At 38.5% G+C, this 13864-nt stretch carries 15 protein-coding genes and 1 other annotated feature; all 15 genes read right to left on the bottom strand.

Annotated features, from left to right (window positions below; translation table 11 throughout):
* Positions 1-231: 231 nt before the first annotated feature.
* The 15 genes from PQ474_RS13240 to PQ474_RS13170 all read right to left on the bottom strand — a co-directional run bounded on the left by PQ474_RS13240 (position 232) and on the right by PQ474_RS13170 (position 13860).
* A complete protein-coding gene (locus tag PQ474_RS13240) occupies positions 232-1524 on the bottom strand; it encodes an amidohydrolase family protein (RefSeq protein ID WP_273844008.1) in 1293 nt (430 codons plus the stop codon).
* A gap of 48 nt (positions 1525-1572) precedes the next feature.
* Positions 1573-2166: a YrrS family protein gene (locus PQ474_RS13235; protein WP_273844006.1), complete on the bottom strand. Its 594-nt coding sequence runs from the start codon at positions 2164-2166 to the stop codon at positions 1573-1575.
* 137 nt (positions 2167-2303) lie between these two features.
* Complete coding sequence (gene greA, locus PQ474_RS13230; protein WP_273844003.1) at positions 2304-2780, bottom strand: transcription elongation factor GreA; 477 nt, start codon at positions 2778-2780, stop codon at positions 2304-2306.
* Positions 2781-2964: 184 nt separating this feature from the next.
* Complete coding sequence (gene udk / locus PQ474_RS13225) at positions 2965-3600, bottom strand: uridine kinase (RefSeq protein WP_273844000.1); 636 nt, start codon at positions 3598-3600, stop codon at positions 2965-2967.
* Complete coding sequence (locus PQ474_RS13220) at positions 3600-4862, bottom strand: peptidase U32 family protein (protein WP_273843998.1); 1263 nt, start codon at positions 4860-4862, stop codon at positions 3600-3602. Before PQ474_RS13220 ends, udk begins: the two co-directional genes overlap by 1 nt.
* A gap of 18 nt (positions 4863-4880) precedes the next feature.
* Complete coding sequence (locus tag PQ474_RS13215) at positions 4881-5813, bottom strand: peptidase U32 family protein (RefSeq protein WP_273843995.1); 933 nt, start codon at positions 5811-5813, stop codon at positions 4881-4883.
* Between the two features lie 4 nt (positions 5814-5817).
* The gene (locus PQ474_RS13210) at positions 5818-6468 is read right to left on the bottom strand and encodes an O-methyltransferase (RefSeq protein ID WP_273844070.1); all 651 of its coding nucleotides are present in this window, start codon (positions 6466-6468) and stop codon (positions 5818-5820) included.
* A 67-nt stretch (positions 6469-6535) separates the two neighbouring features.
* Complete coding sequence (gene mltG / locus PQ474_RS13205; RefSeq protein WP_273843992.1) at positions 6536-7690, bottom strand: endolytic transglycosylase MltG; 1155 nt, start codon at positions 7688-7690, stop codon at positions 6536-6538.
* A 152-nt stretch (positions 7691-7842) separates the two neighbouring features.
* Positions 7843-8139, bottom strand: coding sequence for a DUF1292 domain-containing protein (locus PQ474_RS13200; RefSeq protein ID WP_273843989.1), 297 nt, complete (start codon positions 8137-8139; stop codon positions 7843-7845).
* Between the two features lie 79 nt (positions 8140-8218).
* Positions 8219-8638 (bottom strand): Holliday junction resolvase RuvX, encoded by a 420-nt coding sequence (gene ruvX, locus PQ474_RS13195; RefSeq protein ID WP_273843987.1) that lies wholly within the window; start codon positions 8636-8638, stop codon positions 8219-8221.
* The gene (locus PQ474_RS13190) at positions 8635-8907 is read right to left on the bottom strand and encodes an IreB family regulatory phosphoprotein (protein ID WP_034746893.1); all 273 of its coding nucleotides are present in this window, start codon (positions 8905-8907) and stop codon (positions 8635-8637) included. The genes ruvX and PQ474_RS13190 overlap by 4 nt, the downstream gene beginning before the upstream one ends.
* A 94-nt stretch (positions 8908-9001) precedes the next feature.
* Positions 9002-11641, bottom strand: a complete 2640-nt coding sequence (gene alaS, locus PQ474_RS13185) for an alanine--tRNA ligase (RefSeq protein ID WP_273843980.1) — start codon at positions 11639-11641, stop codon at positions 9002-9004.
* A 77-nt stretch (positions 11642-11718) separates the two neighbouring features.
* Positions 11719-11924, bottom strand: a binding site (T-box leader).
* A gap of 44 nt (positions 11925-11968) precedes the next feature.
* The gene (locus tag PQ474_RS13180; protein WP_273843977.1) at positions 11969-13033 is read right to left on the bottom strand and encodes an AI-2E family transporter; all 1065 of its coding nucleotides are present in this window, start codon (positions 13031-13033) and stop codon (positions 11969-11971) included.
* Positions 13034-13180: 147 nt separating this feature from the next.
* Positions 13181-13369 carry a hypothetical protein gene (locus PQ474_RS13175; RefSeq protein WP_273843975.1) on the bottom strand — a complete coding sequence of 63 codons (189 nt, stop codon included), beginning with the start codon at positions 13367-13369 and terminating at the stop codon, positions 13181-13183.
* Positions 13370-13386: 17 nt separating this feature from the next.
* On the bottom strand, positions 13387-13860 hold the full coding sequence (locus PQ474_RS13170; protein ID WP_273843974.1) for a PRC-barrel domain-containing protein: 474 nt from the start codon (positions 13858-13860) through the stop codon (positions 13387-13389).
* Positions 13861-13864: the final 4 nt, after the last annotated feature.

The following is a 13864-nucleotide window of genomic DNA, read 5'->3' as shown; positions in this document are numbered from 1 at the left end:
CATAGAAAGCTTAAAACCTTGCAGCGGATCCGCTCATTGCTACGAGTTTTTTCAAAAAGGTAAAGATCAACCTTTTTTTTGAAATATGCTGAAATATTGGTTGCAATGGCTCCTCTCGCTGCGCGCTTTCTATGAGAAGATCACTCATAGAAAGCTTAAAACCTTGCAGCGGATCCGCTCATTGCTACGAGTTTTTTCAAAAAGGTAAAGATCAACCTTTTTGAAAAAACTCTAAAACTTCTGGCTTAGGCGGTTGACTTCGAAGATCACTCTTTCTTCATCTACAGTTACGCACTCGCCATTTTTTACGACTTGCTTCCCTTGAACGTAGACATCCTTCACATCTCTCCCGCTTCCAGAATAGACAAGATGTGAGATTGGGTTATGGGCTGGTTGGTAAAAGGCTTGCTTTGTGTTCATGACGATGAAATCTGCTTGTTTCCCTACTTCTAGACTTCCTATTTGATCATCGAGCCAAATCGCTTCTGCACCATGAATAGTCGCCATTTGTAACGCTTTTTCTGCAGGGATTAACGTCGCATCATTATGTACCCCTTTGTAGAGCATGGCAACCTGCTTTAATTCCTCAAATAGATCGAGGTTGTTATTAGAAGCAGAGCTATCCGTCCCTAATGAAACGGTTATTCCTTTGCTTAGCAACGCTGGTAAGGGTGCTATACCACTTGCTAGTTTTAAATTACTAATAATATTATTTGAAACTTTCACATCATATTTTGCTAATATGTCCATTTCCCAATCTTCAACATGAACAGCATGAGCAACTAACGTCGGTTGCTCAAACATTCCTAGCTTCTCTAAATGCTTGACGGGGCGTTCTCCATACTCTCGCACATTTAACTCAACTTCAGATTGAGTTTCAGACATATGGATATGGATGGGCAAATTTAATTCTACTGCTTTGGAGACTATTTTCTCGATGAAGTCTGGCGCACATGTATAAGGAGAGTGTGGCGACATCATCGTTGTAATACGTCCATTTGCCTGGTTGTTCCAATTCCGTGCGAAACTTGAAGCTTCTTCTAATTTCGATTGGCGCAACTCTTCTGAGCCAAAGCCAATCATTCCTCGACATAACCTAGCTCTTATTCCTGCTGCATCAACTGCCATCGCGACTTCATCCATATTATCGTACATATCAACAAAAGTAGTAGTACCTGTACGTAACATTTCAATAATCGATAAATTCGTACCCCATTTCGCATGGTCCTTTGTATAAGTTGCCTCAATCGGCCACATTTTTTCTTCAAGCCATTGCTGTAAAGGAAGATCATCTGCATAGCCTCTTAAAAGTGACATAGAGGCATGCCCATGTGTATTCACTAACCCTGGTAATACATAATCACCATCTACGTCAATAATCTCATCATAGCTTGATAAATCACTAGGGGTTTCACCGACAAACGTAATCTGCCCATCTTCAAACGCAATAGCCCCCTTTTTAATTAAACGGTTTTCGGCATCCATCGTCATAATTGTTCCATTGGTCATTATCTTTTTTGACATCTTAAAACTCCTTCTTTCCTTCTAACAAAAAGCTGCCCTTTTGGCAGCTTATCTGTATGGATTTGTTGTTAGCTGTCTTTTCTCTACCGGCTTCCAGCCTTGACCATCAACCCACTCAATATACACTTCATAAGGTTGGCCTGGATGATCGGGTCCACTTACTACTCCTCTTACCCTTGTAGGAGAACCTCCATTTTCTATTCGCCACACAGTCATATTATGATCAAGGCCTGTTGCATAACGTATCGCTTTTTCCATTTCTAAACGATTTGTACTCCCGCTTGAGAAATTAGGAGTGAATTCCGTTTGTTCTGTCCCTACTGGCTCCCATTCACCTTCAGGTACCATTTCAAGATCCTCTTCTTCTATAACTTCATCTTCAGTTGACTCCTCATTGATTTCTGGCTTATTTTCTTCACTTTCCATTTCAGCTGAGGTCTCCTGCGTCTCTTCACTCGATTCAGTAAGCTCTTGTTCTTCTTCCTCAACTATCTCATTAGTCGTAACTTCCTCAGTTGATGGCGAGCCAAAGAATATTTGATAAGCAAAAAATAAGATAAGAATGGTCACAATACTAATCGCTACATTTAACACACGGTTCAATCTTTTTTTCTTTCGTTGTTCATAACGAAATCCTTGCATATCTCCACTCCCTTTAATCACTCTCTTTTCCGTCATTATACAAGATCTTAACTCATTTCGCGAGATGCAATCGAACTAGATCTAGTTGTGAATGCAATGAAAGAAGCTACTCAAATTGAGCAGCTTCTTGTTCATCATTAGCGAATGTCAACGATTTTAATTTCCATTTCTCCACCAGGTGTATTAACGGTAACCTTGTCATTGATTGCACGTCCAAGTAAGCTTTGGGCCATTGGAGAATCGTTTGAAATCTTACCTTCAGCTGGATCTGATTCTGCACTACCTACAATTGTATACTCTTCTTCATCACCGTCAGGTAGCTCAATAAATTTAACTGTTTTCCCTAGAGAAACGACATTAGCTGCCCCTTCTTCTTCTTCAATTAAAACGGCATTACGAATCATTTTTTCAAGCTGAGCAATTCTCCCTTCAACAAAAGCCTGTTCTTCCTTTGCTGAATCATACTCAGAGTTCTCTGAAAGGTCTCCAAAGCTACGGGCAATCTTTATACGTTCAACGACCTCTTTACGTCGTTCCGTCTTTAGATATTCTACTTCTTCTTCTAGCTTACGCTTTCCATCCATCGTCATATAATGCTTTTTCTCTTCTGCCATGTCTTTCACTCCTCATTCTGCTACTATAAGTGCGTTCTACAAGTTGGTGCCTGAAACTGTTTTAACCTAATAGCTTTTTAGTAATAAAGATAAAATTTACTGCCGTATGTAGATGAAAAACTCGGATTCCCGAGTTTTTGTCTCTAACTCAGAAGGTCTTTTTAGAGACCTTCTTCTTATGCTATTACAAAATCGCTTTCTCTTCAATAATTGTGCGAATTTTTGTCACCATTAGATCAATAGCGACACGATTCTGTCCACCTTCTGGAATAATCACATCCGCATAACGTTTCGTTGGTTCAATAAACTGTAAGTGCATCGGCCTGACAACCGATGTATATTGATCAATCACTGATTCAATTGAACGCCCACGTTCTGAAATGTCTCTCACTAAACGACGGATAATTCGAATGTCAGCATCTGCATCAACAAAAAGCTTAATATCCATCATATCGCGAAGACGCTTGTCTTCTAAAATCAAAATTCCTTCTAAAATGATGACATCTTTTGGCTTAATATCAATCACTTCTTTAGAACGAGTATGAGCTGCATAATCATAGACCGGCTTTTGAATTCCTTGTTTGGAAGATAACTTCTTCAAATGTTCAAGCAACAAGTCATTATCAAAGGCTAACGGATGATCGTAATTCGTTTGCAGACGTTCTTCCAAGCTTAGTTGGCTTTGATCTTTATAATAGGCATCTTGTTCAATTAATACAATAGATTGTTCATTAAATTGATAGAAAATTTCTTTTGCTACCGTTGTTTTTCCTGAACCGGTCCCACCAGCAACACCGATAACAATTGGTTTATTTGACATTACCTTACCTCTTTACGCATCATGTTTTGCGGGAAGACTGGTTTGTCCACTTTAAAGCGAACAATTTGCAATGGATGTCTAGCTGCATCTATTTCATTGCCATCCTCATCCCAAATGGTCCCTACTTTTTGAACAAAATTAGAAATTTCTGGGCCAAAAAACTCAATCTCATCACCAGATTTAAAATGATTACGTTGCTGCAAAGTAACCATTGAAGATTCTTCGTTATAATCAAGAACTAACCCGGCAAAATCATAATTTGTTCTCTTTGCATTTTTTCCATACATTTGATCTTCAAATGTTGGTGCCCCCTCAAAAAATTGCGGAGCAAAATCACGATTTGCACACTTTTCTAATTCATCAAGCCATGCTTTATCAATTTGAAAGTTATCAGGGTCCGCACAATACGCATCGATGACTTTTCGATACACACTAGTTACTGTAGCAATGTAGTGAATCGACTTCATTCTTCCTTCAACCTTCAAACTATCGATACCAGCCTCGATCATTTTAGGTATCGCTTGAATAAGGTTTAAATCCTTCGGACTCATTGTATATTGAGCATCGCCTTCATCATAAAGAGCTTTTTCACCGTTATCATTTGTTTCATATAGGTCATATTCCCACCGACATGATTGACAGCACCCTCCACGGTTTGAGTCTCTTGCAGTCATGTGATTACTTAACACGCAACGTCCTGAATAGGAAATACACATCGCACCATGTACAAATGCTTCAATCTCGATATCAACATTCTTTTTCATTTCTAACATTTCTTCAAGACCTACTTCACGTGCTAGAACCACACGGTGCAATCCTTCTTCTTTCCAAAACTTAACAGCAAGCCAGTTACTTAAAGATTGCTGCGTGCTTAAATGAACCTCTATTTTAGGAGCGACGCGCTTACACGTTTCAATTATTAAAGGATCGGCTACAATAATTCCGGTAACTCCAACTTCTTGTAATCCTTCTAAATATTCTTCTAACCCATCCATGTTTTCATTATGAGCAAAAATATTAGTCGTCACATAAACTTTAGCACCGTATTTATTTGCAAACTCCACACCTTCTCTCATTTCTTCAAGAGAGAAATTATCCGCATTAGAACGAAGTCCAAATTCACGGCCACCAATAAAAACAGCATCTGCACCGTAGTGGACAGCCACTTTTAATTTTTCTAAATTTCCCGCTGGAGCAAGCAATTCAGGCTTTTTTGAAATTACTCGTTTTCTTTCTTTGGTGCCTTCAGCTATTGTAGTCATATCAAACATCCTCCTTTCCTAATAAACCGTTTCTTTAAAGAAAAATCCTGTATCAAGTTTACGTTTTTCCGGTTGAATTTCTTCTAATTTGTTTAAATATGCTTCTTTACGTTCCTCATATGTTTCACGATCCTCTGCACACAAATCAATCGCTTCACGGTATAAGCCTGTAACAACTTCCATATATTCTGTTGACTTCAACAGTCCATCAATTTTGAAGCTATCAATTTCAGCATCAATCATTTCCTCTAATTCATCAATAATACAAATATCATTCGGACTCATAATATGTGTACCATTCTCATCTTCAAAAATAGGATATCTTGCATCTCGCTCAGGATCAAATAAATGGAGATTACGTTCTTTATCCCTTTTTTCGACTTCTAGGTTTTTCCCTTGGAACTGCATGTAATTTCCAATTAACATTCTCTTTGATTGGAACATAGAAGTCATACCGTGAACTTGCACTTCTATTTCAACTTTTGCATTCTCTTTAATTTCAATAATCGAATCCATATTGATTTCACGAGCTAAAACCGCACGTTTTGCTCCTTTAGTTCCCCAATAATTCGCCGTGAACCAATTCGTTACCGTTTGCTCTGTATTCCAGTGTAATTTCAAATCTGGAGCAACTTCGCGTGCCACCATCAACACAGCAGGGTCACCAAAGATCACACCATCGACCTTAATGTCTTTTAGAAACTGTATATAATCGGCAAGTTCACTCACCTTATCATTGTGAAAAATCGCGTTCATTGAAACATAGACTTTTTTTGCTTGTCGTTGTGCAATTTCAATTGCTTCTTGCACATCATTTCTTGTAAATTCTCCAGCTAAACGTAAACCAAATTTTTCTTCACCTATTACGATTGCATCGGCACCGGCTTGAAACAATCTTTTTACCGCATCAATATCTTTAGGTGTAACAAGCAATTCTGGCTTTATCCCCATTATTCTACCTTCCTTCTAAATGTTTAATGCTAACAGCTAATCCATCTCCAACAGGTAATATTCTAGTATCATACCCCTCGTGATTTATTAGCCATTGATTATAGCCATTTATCTTTTCTGCAATTTTACGCAAACGTTTATTATCTATGTTCTCATCCGCAACAAGTCCACGGAAAAGCACATTATCAGAGTAAATTACACCACCAGTTTTAACGAATCTACCGTATAAGTCAAAGAAACGTTGGTATTGACCTTTGGCAGCATCAATAAATAATACATCAAAAAGGGGTGCTGATTCAAGTATTTGAGCTAAATCAAGTGCATCACCATACTTCACTTCGATTCGGTCCATCAAATTTAAAGCTTTAATATTCTTAATCGCCTCTTCATAGCGTGCTCGATCTCGTTCAATAGTCAAAATCTCTACATCCGGTAATGCTTGTGCCATTCTAATTGCTGAATAACCAATTGCTGTTCCTATTTCTAATATTCGCTTTGGTTGATGCAATTTCAACAGTTGTAACAGACTTTCCATGCCGACTAAATCCATAATGGGAACTTGATGCTCTTTTGCATATGCTTCTATCATTTCAACCTGCTCACATCTCACTGGTGCGAGCGATTTTAAATAAGTTTCAACGTGCTCATTTATCATTGTTCCACTCCAATCTACTTTCATTACATAGAAAAGAGGGCGTGCCTTCACACATCCCCCTCACACATTACTCGTCTTGATCTTCTTCTGCTGCTTGTCCATCTACCCATTCCTGTCGATACTGTTGATGGACTGCGTTGTGTTCTTCTAATGTTTCCGTATAAATTACTTCTCCACCATAACGTGCATAAAAGAAAATGGCCGAAGTCTCTTCTGGATTTAAGGCAGCCTTGATTGAATCCTTCCCAGGACTTGCAATCGGGCCAATAGGAATTCCCGCGTATTTATACGTGTTATATGGAGAATCAATCTCTAACATCTTGTAGGTCGTCATATAACTGTGTTGTCCATGAGCGTAGGAAACAGTTGGATCTACTTGTAGCCTCATCCCTCGCTCTAGACGGTTATAAAGAACACCGGATATCTTATATCGATCTTCTGATTTCTGTGCTTCTCTTTCAATAATCGACGCAAGCGTTAATATTTCATGAATCGTGTACTCGCTTTGTTCAATTTCATCAGCAAACTCCGTTAACACGGACTGTGTGCTGTTCAGCATCTCCCTAATGATCGTTTCAATCGTCGGTTGCTCTTCAACGAAATCGTAACGAGCAGGGAACAAATAACCCTCTAATGCGTAATGCAATTCTTCATTTAAAATTTCATCTGTTAAGAAAGGATATTGATTAATTAAGCTTTCAATATATTCTCGATCAGTCAGAACATTCATGACTTCTTCTTCTGAATGGTCAGTTTCTCTTGCAATAATTTTAGCCACATCTATAAGCCATCTCCCCTCAGGGACAGTAAACACTAACTCTGGCTCTTGAAGAACTCTTCCTTCTTTCAATGCATCAATTAAATCATCCATACTCATACCTGTTGAAAGGTTATAGTCACCAGCTTGGAAACCAGATTCGTTTTTATAACGAACATAATAGCGGAACATAGTCCCATTTCGAACTAAACCTTCAGACTCAAGAATCGTTCCTATTTGATTAGCGGTTGACCCTATTGGAATAGTCACCTGAATTTCCTCAGGGTTACTCCCATCAACAGGACCTAATGTATTTTTAAAATAAAAATAAGCACTAATAAATAAAATGATACCTATAAGCATTAAACCAATCACACTAAAAAAAACAATCTTTCTCACCGTTCTAGCCTGAGAAACTCGCTCTTCATACAATTCATTTCGTGGTTTTTCGTTGGAATCAGACATCATTCTCCTCCTTCCACCGTTTTATTATACTACAATTCTACAAAAGTTAAAGAAAAAAACCAATTCCCTGGTTTTGGGAATTGGTTTTTTTCGAAGTTACCCCGGTTTTGGGTAACCATTTTTTCAATTCCCTGGTTTTGGGAATTGGTTTTTTATTCCTCATCTTCTGGTTGAAAAGTATTTAACATTTCTTCAACCATTTCCCATTCTTCATCCGTCTCTACTGGGAATAATGCAATATCATCTTCCTCGCCTTCACGATCTTCATAACGGAAAGCAAATACTTCTACTTCTTCATCTTCATCTTCATCTTCATCAGCACCAACTGGTGTCACTAAAATATAAGACTTGTTCGTTGCATCTACGTGAAATCTGAAAAGTTCATCAAAAAGATGCTCATCCCCATTTTCATCTGGGATTACAATTCGTTCTTTTTCTTGTTCTGTCATTTTCTTGCACCTCTTTGTTGTAATGTAGTATTTAGAAGTATGATAAAAAGGTAAAAATCGACCTTTTTATCATACTTCTTTAGTTTCCTTTGTGGTCAAGATAGCCTTGTAAAATCATAACGGCGGCCATCTTATCGATGACTTGTTTTCTTTTCTTCCGACTAACATCCGCGGAAATAAGCATCCGTTCTGCTGCCACCGTTGTTAGACGTTCATCCCACATCTTTATCGTGCACGATACGTACTCACTTAATGTATCAGCAAATAACTGACTTCTTTCACCACTTGTCCCAATGGAACCGTTCATGTTCTTAGGAAGTCCAATTACAATGGTATCAACACCATTTTCTTCAACTATTGCTTTAATTGCTTCGAAATCTTTTTCAGGATTTTCCTCAGCTCGTCTTAATGTAGACAAGCCTTGTGCCGTCCATCCAAGTTCATCACTTAAAGCCATTCCTACCGTTTTCGTACCGACATCTAATCCAAGTGCTCTCATTCATTCTCCTTACGGTGCTGTGATAAATAGGATTTCACTAACTCTTCAATTAGTTCATCACGTTCTAGCTTACGAATGAGTGTACGTGCATCCTTATGACGAGGGATGTACGCCGGATCTCCTGAAAGCAAGTAGCCAACAATCTGGTTAATGGGGTTATAGCCTTTCTCCTCTAGTGACTCATAGACAGAGAGAAGCACCTCTTGGACATCAACATCAACCGTGTCATCATGAAAATTAAATTGCATCGTTTTGTCCATAGAGCTCATCACAAACACCTCTTTCATTCATTGCTACTGGGTGAAAATTACGATTCTTCCCCCAATAGCTTGTCTACTTTTATTGTACACCATAAATCTCCAATTAGGAAATCGTATTTACATATTCTTCTACGAACGCCAGCGCGCCTTCTAATTCAGCTGGATTTTTCCCTCCAGCTTGTGCCATATCCGGACGGCCTCCACCGCCTCCACCACAACGCGTAGCTACTTCTTTAACAATCTTTCCTGCATGATATCCTTGTGGGTGAAGATCTTTCGTAACTCCCGCTACAATGTTTACCTTCTCACCTGAAACGGCACCTAAGACGATAATTCCTGATATAAGATCTTGCTTTAATTTATCAACGATGCCTCGCAAACCATCCATATCTGCTGCATCTACTTTTTTAGCTAGCACGGTCACACCATTAACCGTTACTGCTTCATTAACAAGATTACCAGCTTCCATATTACCCAATTTAGCTGTTAATGATTCATTATCACGTTGCAATTCACGAATTTGCAATTGAGTTGATTCAATTCTTGCTGGAACATCTTGCACACGTTTCACTTTCAAGCTAGATGCCACCTCTTTTAGCAATTGGATCTGTGCATTCATATGTTCATAAGCACCTTTTCCAGTCACCGCCTCAATACGGCGAATACCAGCACCAATACCTGATTCAGACACTAGCTTAAACAAGCCGATTTCAGCTGTGTTGCGAACGTGGCATCCTCCACATAGTTCTAAGCTGTATTCACCAATCTTAACAACTCGTACCGTTTCGCCATATTTCTCACCAAATAGAGCCATCGCACCCATTTCTTTAGCTTCAGCTAAATTTTTCAAAGAAATATCTACACTTAATGCATTCCAGATTTGCTCATTTACGATCTCTTCAACCTTCGTCATTTCTTCTGCTGTTACTTGTCCAAAATGAGAAAAGTCAAAACGAAGTCGATCTTCTGATACGAGTGAACCAGCTTGATTAACATGAGTACCTAGAACATCCTTTAAAGCTTGGTGTAAAAGGTGAGTCGCCGTATGATTTTTCACAATTGAGACTCTCTCCGTTTCTTCAACCACGCACGAAACCGTTGCTCCTTTTTCAAGCACGCCCTCTTTAATCACAATTGTATGAAGATGTTGACCGTTTGGAGCTTTAATAACCTCCGTAACCTCTGCAAATACCCCTTCACCTTTAATGATTCCCGTGTCAGCAACCTGACCACCACTTTCAGCATAAAAAGGAGTTTCAGCTAAAATAAGTTGAGCGGTACTACCAGCCGAAACAGACTCTCTTACTTCTTTTTCAGCAATAATTACTTCAACCTTCGTATCTACTTTCAGATGATCATATCCAACAAATGAGCTCTCAGTCGTAATTTGACCCAAGATCTCATCTTGCACTTGCATTGAACCTGATTCTTGACGAGCCGAACGAGCCCGTTTACGCTGACCTTCCATTTCACGCTCAAAACCAAGGCGATCAATTTCTAAACCTTTTTCTTGTACATATTCTTCTGTTAGATCAATAGGGAAACCATACGTATCGTATAAGCGGAAAACATCAGCACCATTAATCGTTGTCTTCCCTAATGCAACAGCGTCATCTAACACTTTTTCGAGAATTCCTAAACCTTCATTTAACGTTTCGTGGAATCTCTCTTCTTCATTTTTCAATACTTTTTGTACGAATTCCGTTTTAGCTTTTACTTCTGGGTAGAAGTCAACCATAATTTCTCCAACAACTGGAACTAATTCGAACATAAACGGGCGATGAATGTTAATTAATTTTGCGTAGCGTACAGCTCGACGAAGCAAACGTCTTAATACATAACCTCGTCCTTCGTTTGATGGAAGAGCTCCATCTGTTACCGCAAAAGCTACAGTTCTAACATGGTCTGCAATTACTTTAAATGCTACGTCGATTTCTTTGTCTTTTCCGTACTTCACTCCAGAAATCTCTTCTGTTGCTTGAATAATCGGCAAAAATAAGTCTGTTTCAAAATTCGTTGGAACGTCTTGAATAACTGATACCATTCGTTCTAAACCCATTCCTGTATCTATGTTTTTCTTAGGTAATGGAGTGTACGTACCATCAGGATTATGATTAAATTGCGAGAATACCAAATTCCACACTTCTAAATATCGTTCATTTTCGCCACCAGGATATAATTCAGGATCATTTTCATCATTCCCATAACTTGGACCTCGATCATAGAAAATTTCTGTATTAGGACCGCTTGGACCCTCTCCTATATCCCAAAAGTTTCCTTCTAACCGAATGATACGCTCCTCCGGTATACCGATTTTCTCTTTCCAGTAATCGTAAGCCTCATCATCTTCAGGATGAACGGTTACAGATAGCTTGTCCGCCTCAAAACCAATCCATTTTTCACTTGTTAAAAATTCCCAAGCCCATTCAATGGCTTCTTCTTTGAAATAATCACCAATCGAGAAATTCCCAAGCATCTCAAAAAAAGTATGATGACGTGCTGTTTTTCCAACATTCTCAATATCGTTTGTACGTATTGATTTTTGAGCATTTGTAATTCTTGGATTTTCAGGTATAACACGTCCATCAAAGTATTTCTTAAGTGTCGCTACCCCACTATTAATCCATAACAATGACGGATCCTCATGAGGAACAAGAGAAGCACTTGGTTCAATATCATGTCCCTTTTCCTTAAAGAAATCTAAATACATTTGACGCACTTGAGCAGACGTAAGTTTTTTCAATTTAGTCATCTCCCTTATTTATGTAATAAAATCATGTAAACACTTACTCAAAAAACAAAAAAACTCCCAATCCCAGGTAAAGGGACGAGAGTTATGATCACGCGGTACCACCCTAATTATAGACAGATTTTGTCTATCACTTAATGCCTTAACGCGGCGTACGTCAGAGATTATCTGCACTCAGGAGTAGCTTTCTGAAGCTCTTCGTTTAGTGTACCTCTCAGCCACGGGTACACTTCTCTTGAAACGGGCTGCTTCATACTGGTTCCTTCGACGTTTCTAACTTGTCTATTTGCACTTTTATTATAGAAATAGAGTAAGCGATTGTCAATCTTTCATAAAGTAAAGTCGAATATGCAAGAGTGTCACCTTACCAATTGCTAAAATTGGAACAGCTACTAACATCCCAATAAATCCTCCAACCTCAACTCCAACAAGTAGAGCTAAGATAATAAGAGCAGGATGAAGGTGTAACGTTTTCCCAACAATAACTGGTGAGAGAATATTTCCTTCAATTTGCTGGATAACAAAGATTAAAATAATAGTAAAAACTCCCAGTTGCCAAGACTGTAAAAAAGCAATGACTACCGCAGGGACTGCTCCTATAAATGGACCAAAGTAAGGAATTAAATCCATAATCCCCATGAAAAAACCTAATACAATTGGATACGGCACACCTAACGCCCATAGACCAATAGTTGAAATAATAAAAACGGTTAAGGAAACCAATAATTGCCCTCGAATATAGCTTCCAAACGTGTGATCAACATCTTTAATGTACCTTTTTAATGCACTTCTCCATCGTCTAGGGGTAAGGTACCATGTTGATTTTTGAATAATATCGTGATCTTTTAAAAAAAAGAAAACAAGAAACGGAATAACAATAAAAGAAAAAACAGATTTTACTAAAAATAACGCGGCTGCCTCTACTTGATCAAAAATACTTTGACCGACTCTCTCAAGTTGCACTCTCCATTCTCTTGATTGTTCTTGTAAAGGGCCAGGTAAATTTTCTAATTGCTGCTGGATTCGAGCCGTTTCTTGTTCTAACTGTCTGATCTGTTCTGGAATTGTCTCAAAAGCATGCTGTATTTGTTTAATAAAAGCTGGCAAACCAATCATTAAGAGAAAAACAAATAAAAAGACGATGATAAAAAAAACAAGTAAGACAGCTAGTCCTCTTGATAGACCTATATCATGTAACTTCTCTACTAAAGGGTGAAGTAAATAGGTTAGTATAACGGCAATCCCCACCGGTAAAAACAATGCTCTAAAAACACTTCCCACGGGTGATAGTAGTGGCATTAGCTGAACAATCATAAAAATGATTAATAAAGACAGTAAGCTTAGGATTAACCTAGACATCCATTTTTGCTGTAATTCCTTATTCATCTGTACACCCCCAGTATTAGTGTGTACATACGATCTTTATCCATACAAAAAAAGAGAGACCCTTTTTTAGAAGAGCTAATATAAATAGCTATTCTTTAAAGAATCACTCTTTTCTTTAAAAACGTTAGACCTAGTTTTAATAAGGGGTTACATCCCAACCTGAAGGTCCTGCTCTTCAAATAAATCATCTAATGAGCTTAACGAGCCATCTTCTTCAACTTGATGCATCGAAAGTCTGCCCTTTAATAAACTCATTTCAACAAAACAATTCCAGCAATAATATTGGTTTGTACCAATTTTTCCGATATCTTTACTCTGGCAATTAGGACAACGCATGATTATAAGGCTCCCTTCTATTCCGTTAGGATGGCACGCCCCCCAGCGATCGTCAGCTTTGAATTGCTTTTGACGACACTACGTCCTTCAACTAGGTCTGCGACCAACCCTTCCGTCACTTCATACCCTATAATCGTGCCCACTTCTTCTTGGAAATATACGTCCTCCAGGAGACCTAATTTTTCCCCTTCAGCTGTGAGTAGTGCGGTTCCATGAAGACGTCTCTTCCCAGTCTTTAAAGGAATCGCCCTTTTTTCATGCTGAGTCATCGGTTTTAAGACATGAGAGTCAGAAATCATTACCCCATCTGTCCCTATATTCTCAATAGACGTAACTGGAAGAAAAAGATGCTTTGTAAACCATCCTTTAGGATCTATTAGAAAACCGATCACTGTACCATCTTGATAAAGAAGATCTTGAACGTGTCCATATTCTTTTCCAGTAGATAACGAAATAATCGGTAAACCTTCCACTGTTGAAAAAGTCCGCAAAGCA

It is taken from the genome of Halalkalibacter alkalisediminis (assembly GCF_028610705.1).
Classification (GTDB): Bacteria; Bacillota; Bacilli; order Bacillales; family Bacillaceae_D; genus Halalkalibacter; species Halalkalibacter alkalisediminis.
This window is presented reverse-complemented; position numbering and strand designations above follow the sequence as displayed.

Excerpts from the sequence above, each read along its gene's own strand:
- PQ474_RS13240 (WP_273844008.1), bottom strand. The coding sequence starts at position 1,524 with ATGTCAAAAAAGATAATGACCAATGGAACAATTATGACGATGGATGCC.
- PQ474_RS13235 (WP_273844006.1), bottom strand. The coding sequence starts at position 2,166 with ATGCAAGGATTTCGTTATGAACAACGAAAGAAAAAAAGATTGAACCGT.
- greA (WP_273844003.1), bottom strand. The coding sequence starts at position 2,780 with ATGGCAGAAGAGAAAAAGCATTATATGACGATGGATGGAAAGCGTAAG.
- udk (WP_273844000.1), bottom strand. The coding sequence starts at position 3,600 with ATGTCAAATAAACCAATTGTTATCGGTGTTGCTGGTGGGACCGGTTCA.
- PQ474_RS13220 (WP_273843998.1), bottom strand. The coding sequence starts at position 4,862 with ATGACTACAATAGCTGAAGGCACCAAAGAAAGAAAACGAGTAATTTCA.
- PQ474_RS13215 (WP_273843995.1), bottom strand. The coding sequence starts at position 5,813 with ATGGGGATAAAGCCAGAATTGCTTGTTACACCTAAAGATATTGATGCG.
- PQ474_RS13210 (WP_273844070.1), bottom strand. The coding sequence starts at position 6,468 with ATGATAAATGAGCACGTTGAAACTTATTTAAAATCGCTCGCACCAGTG.
- mltG (WP_273843992.1), bottom strand. The coding sequence starts at position 7,690 with ATGTCTGATTCCAACGAAAAACCACGAAATGAATTGTATGAAGAGCGA.
- PQ474_RS13200 (WP_273843989.1), bottom strand. The coding sequence starts at position 8,139 with ATGACAGAACAAGAAAAAGAACGAATTGTAATCCCAGATGAAAATGGG.
- ruvX (WP_273843987.1), bottom strand. The coding sequence starts at position 8,638 with ATGAGAGCACTTGGATTAGATGTCGGTACGAAAACGGTAGGAATGGCT.
- PQ474_RS13190 (WP_034746893.1), bottom strand. The coding sequence starts at position 8,907 with ATGAGCTCTATGGACAAAACGATGCAATTTAATTTTCATGATGACACG.
- PQ474_RS13180 (WP_273843977.1), bottom strand. The coding sequence starts at position 13,033 with ATGAATAAGGAATTACAGCAAAAATGGATGTCTAGGTTAATCCTAAGC.
- PQ474_RS13175 (WP_273843975.1), bottom strand. The coding sequence starts at position 13,369 with ATGCGTTGTCCTAATTGCCAGAGTAAAGATATCGGAAAAATTGGTACA.